The organism is uncultured Planktosalinus sp. (assembly GCF_963973675.1).
GTDB lineage: Bacteria > Bacteroidota > Bacteroidia > Flavobacteriales > Flavobacteriaceae > Planktosalinus.
In genome coordinates, this window is the sequence record NZ_CAXBAN010000369.1 from 1 (window position 1) to 2,629 (window position 2,629).

Sequence of the window (2,629 nt, forward strand, 5' to 3'; positions counted from 1 at the left end):
AATTCCGCCCTTTACTTTTTGATTGAGTTGTACATTCACTGTGGCATCTAAAGGAAGCAAAACATCCACTCTGGATCCAAACTTGATAAAGCCACTGTCTTCAGCCTGAATTGCTCGTTCATCCACAACGGCATAATTGACGATGCGTTTTGCAAGTGCACCGGCAATTTGTTTGTGTAATACATCGCCAAAAACGGTGTTATTGACCACTACAGTAGTTCGTTCATTTTCTTCAGAAGATTTTGGGTGCCAGGCAACCAGGTATTTACCGGGATGATATTTTGAGTAAACAATTTTCCCACCAACAGGATAACGAGTTACATGAACGTTGATAGGCGACATAAACACCGAAATTTGCAGTCTTTTTTCGTTGAAATATTCTTTGTCAAACACTTCTTCAATCACAACAACTTTTCCGTCAACCGGTGAAAGAACATTGTGGTCATTGAGTTGAAATTCTCTTTTTGGATTTCTAAAAAACTGAAGTATAAGTAAGAAGAAGAGCATAAAAACAATTACAAGTGTTTTTTTCAATAGCTCATTCTCTAAAAAGAAGTGAGATGAAAGTGTAAGCAAAATTAGTATTGCTAATCCACCTAAAATAATTTTATGGCCTTCTTTATGAAACATAATCTGTTAAAATAATATATGTGTATATAAATGGTGCAGCATATAAAATACTGTCGAGTCTGTCATAAATCCCTCCATGTCCGGGAATGAGATTGCCACTATCTTTTACGCCTGCTTGTCTTTTAAATTTTGATTGAATTAAATCGCCAATTGGACCTAAAAAACTAATTAATAGTGCAAGTCCAACCCAAAATGTGGGATTAAAGATAACCAGATATTTAAAAATAAAAAAGCTAGCAATGATACAGGCAGTCATTCCACCCATAAAACCAGCAATAGTTTTTTTGGGAGAGATGCGCTCAAAGAGTTTTCTTTTACCAAAATATTTTCCTATCAAAAAAGCAAAAATATCATTAGCCCAAATAAGTATAAAAACCGATGCAATTAAAAAAGGTGAATAAACATTGTTGTAAAAAGGAATGAGGGTAATAAAAACAAATCCACTGATGAGATAGAGTATGGTTACTGCATATTTTTTCTTTTGAAACATTGGAATTAAATTTACCCAAAGCAAATCTTTTAATAAAAATAAATTGATAAAACCGGATAGGATGAGCAATAATTTTGTAGCATAAAAATCAAACCGGAAATATGAAAATGAGGCAATAAAAAGCAACAGAACTCCATAAAGAATGATGGATTTTAAGTGGATGAGATTTAAAAATTCATTCAAACATAAAACACCCAATATAGTGAAGAGAATGAAAAAAGAGTACTCAGAAATAAAGATAGAAGCAAGGAGGATAAAAACATAGATAGCCCCAGACAATGCTCTAACAATAAGTTCCTTCATATTATAAGTCTTCCAGAAGGAGCAAATATAAGTTTTTTGAGCTACTTCCGTAGGTCATAAAATCATTTTCTTTTTTGCTTTCGAAGTTTTTAATAGTAGTAATATTTGTGGGAATACTTTTTTTATTGGAGTTTTTAATTTTTCGCAATCCTTCTCCAATGGTGTCAACAAGTTGACTTGTTGTGGCAAAGATGATAAAATTATCAGGGAGCTCTTTTAGTTTTTTTTCTTTAATTTGATTGGAAGAAATTAAAATAGCCCCTACATCTGCCACCAGAGATTCGCACTGTGAAAAGAAAAATATAGCACTGTTTTTTTCAACAAACTTTAAATTATAGGAGTTAAATTTTGACTTTAAATTTTGGTTGGTACAATAAACATCTTTTTCATACCAGTCATTTTCCAATAGGATGTTGTCAAAGGCTTCATCGAGTTCCTCCATATTTTCACAATAGAGAAATTTTCCGCCGTTTTTTCTGAAGTTGTAGGTGAATTTTTCGTCAGTAGGTAGTGGTACTTCCGGTAAATATTTACTTCTTTCTTCTTTTGGGGATTCTTTGTCTCTAGCTTTTTTAAAAAGTTTTTTAAACAAACTCATTAATTACTTGTTTGAGGTGTTTTTTTCAGCTTGGCACCAAATATAAAAAAAACTTAATCCAAAAGCGAATTAAGTCAAGTTTAATATGAAAGCGAGAATTAAGTTATTCTTTCGGCTTTTCAATTTTATCCATTACAGCATCTTTTTCATTAAAATCTCTTTTTCCAAAAATTGTTTCTAAATTGTCTTTGAAAATGACTTCTTTTTCAAGTAGTACATTGGCCAGTTCAATTAATTTGTCTTTGTTTTTTTCAAGGAGATCAATGGCTCTTTTGTATTGAGATTCAATTAAGTTTGAAATTTCCTTATCAATACTTTCAGCTGTTTTTTCACTGTAGGGTTTCGTGAAATTGTATTCAGATTGACCGGAGGAATCATAATATGTCAGGTTTCCAATTGTATCATTCAAACCATAGATAGTCACCATGGCACGGGCTTGTTTAGTGACTTTTTCAAGATCGCTCAATGCTCCTGTTGAAATTTTATCAAAAATAACTTTTTCAGCAGCTCTGCCACCTAAGGTAGCACACATTTCATCGAGCATTTGTTCTGGTCTTACAATGAGGCGTTCTTCTGGTAAATACCAAGCTGCTCCCAGTGATTGTCCT

Annotated in this window: 3 protein-coding genes and 1 pseudogene; all 4 read right to left on the minus strand. The window is 32.7% G+C overall.

Annotated elements, in window-relative coordinates; translation table 11 throughout:
- Nucleotides 1-630: phosphatidylserine decarboxylase family protein (locus AACY61_RS12115; RefSeq protein WP_339611835.1), on the minus strand; the 630-nt coding region annotated here is incomplete at its 3' end.
- Nucleotides 620-1,423, minus strand: a complete 804-nt coding sequence (locus AACY61_RS12120; protein WP_339611836.1) for a phosphatidate cytidylyltransferase — start codon at nucleotides 1,421-1,423, stop codon at nucleotides 620-622. The genes AACY61_RS12115 and AACY61_RS12120, both read right to left, overlap by 11 nt.
- A gap of 1 nt (nucleotide 1,424) precedes the next feature.
- Nucleotides 1,425-2,021: an LUD domain-containing protein gene (locus tag AACY61_RS12125; protein WP_339611837.1), complete on the minus strand. Its 597-nt coding sequence runs from the start codon at nucleotides 2,019-2,021 to the stop codon at nucleotides 1,425-1,427.
- Nucleotides 2,022-2,124: 103 nt separating this feature from the next.
- Nucleotides 2,125-2,629: pseudogene (locus AACY61_RS12130) on the minus strand (peptidase M41); the annotation flags it as partial.

What these genes read in the sequence shown, in the direction of transcription:
- AACY61_RS12125 (WP_339611837.1), bottom strand. Translation starts at nt 2,021, where the DNA reads ATGAGTTTGTTTAAAAAACTTTTTAAAAAAGCTAGAGACAAAGAATCC.
- AACY61_RS12120 (WP_339611836.1), bottom strand. Translation starts at nt 1,423, where the DNA reads ATGAAGGAACTTATTGTTAGAGCATTGTCTGGGGCTATCTATGTTTTT.